This is a genomic window from Microbacterium sp. bgisy207 (assembly GCF_965345035.1).
Taxonomy (GTDB): domain Bacteria; phylum Actinomycetota; class Actinomycetes; order Actinomycetales; family Microbacteriaceae; genus Microbacterium.
The window spans coordinates 1-1449 of the sequence record NZ_CBDRMG010000031.1 but is presented as its reverse complement, the minus strand read 5'-3'; the positions used below and the strand labels follow the sequence as shown (position 1 = coordinate 1449).

General features: G+C 64.4%; 1 protein-coding gene. It reads right to left on the bottom strand.

Features of this window, described 5'->3' with window-relative positions; all coding sequences use genetic code 11:
* Positions 1-42: 42 nt before the first annotated feature.
* Entirely contained in the window at positions 43-1389 is a 1347-nt protein-coding gene (locus ACSGC5_RS14885) for an IS256 family transposase (protein WP_228481089.1), read from the bottom strand.
* Positions 1390-1449 lie beyond the last annotated feature (60 nt).

Sequence of the window (1449 nt, the reverse complement as noted above, 5' to 3'; positions counted from 1 at the left end):
GGGCTTGTCAAGTCTTCTGTGTAAGCGGGTTGGTGTTGGTGGTTAGAGGTAGGGGGTGATGCGGTCGGGGTAGGCGAGTGCGAGTTGTTCGAGGGCTTGTTTCCAGTTCGTGGTCACGTTGCCCTCGATGAGTCGGCCGGAAGCTTTTCGCTGGCTGGAGGGGCGCCCGCGTTCCTTCTCGCGTTCTCGGGCGCGCTTGTCTTCGATGTCGCAGATCGCCAGCCAGAGCAGCTTGACCGCGGCGGCGTCGTTGGGAAAGTGACCCCGCGATTTCGTCACTTTCCGCAGCTGGTAGTTCAGCGACTCGATCGCGTTGGTGGTGTAGATCACGCGGCGCAGCTCGGGCGGGAACGCCAGGAACGGGGTGAACCGGTCCCAGGCGTCCTGGAACGTCTTCACCGCCGAGGGGTAGCGGCGGCCGAGCTCGGAGTCGCTGAACGCCTCGAGCGCTTCGAGCGCGGCGTCCTCGTTCACCGCGGTGTAAATCGGTTTCAGCGCGGCGGCGACGGCTTTGCGGTCTTTGTAGTTCACGAACCGCATCGCCGCGCGGATCAGGTGGACCACGCAGGTCTGCACGGTCGCTTGCGGCCACGTCGCCGCGACCGCCTCGGGAAATCCGGTGAGCCCGTCGGTGCAGACGATCAGCACGTCGCGGATGCCACGGTTGGCAAGCTCGGCGCAGACCGATGCCCAGAACTTCGCGCCTTCGGTGGCCTGCACCCAGATACCCAGGACGTGCTTGATCCCGTCCATGTCGACCCCGACGGCGATATGCGCGGCCTTGTTGCGCACGTGACCGCCGTCACGGATCTTCACGATGATCGCGTCGAGATAGATCACCGGATACAACGCTTCCAATGGGCGGGTCTGCCACGCGAGGACCTCGTCGGCGACCTGGTCGGTGATCTTCGAGATCGTCTCATGGCTGAGCTCGGTGCCGATCGTGTTCGCGAGATGATGCTGGATATCGCGGATGGTCATCCCGCCGGCATAGAGCGAGATGATCATCCCGTCCAGCCCATCCAGCCGGCGCTGCCCCTTCGGGACGAGCATCGGGGTGAACGACCCGTTCCGATCCCGCGGGACCGATAGGTCGATCTCACCGATCTCGGTCGACACCGTCTTCGGCGTCGTGCCGTTGCGGGAGTTCGGATACAGCGACGCTTCCGCATCACCACGCTCGTACCCGACGTGCTCGGTCAGCTCCGCGTCCAGGCCCCGCTCCAGCGCGGCCTTCAGCATGCCACCGAGCAGCCCCTGATCGCCCGTCAGCGGGGTGCCGGCATCGATCTTCGCGAAGATCTCATCCATCGCACCCGACGACTTCAACTGATCAGCGAGCTCCTTCTGCCGACGCCTGCGCTCCTCGCGCTCCGGACTGATAGCCATGGTCTCCATGATGTTCTCCTTCGAGGTGAACCCCACTCACACAGACCATCTGACACCCCC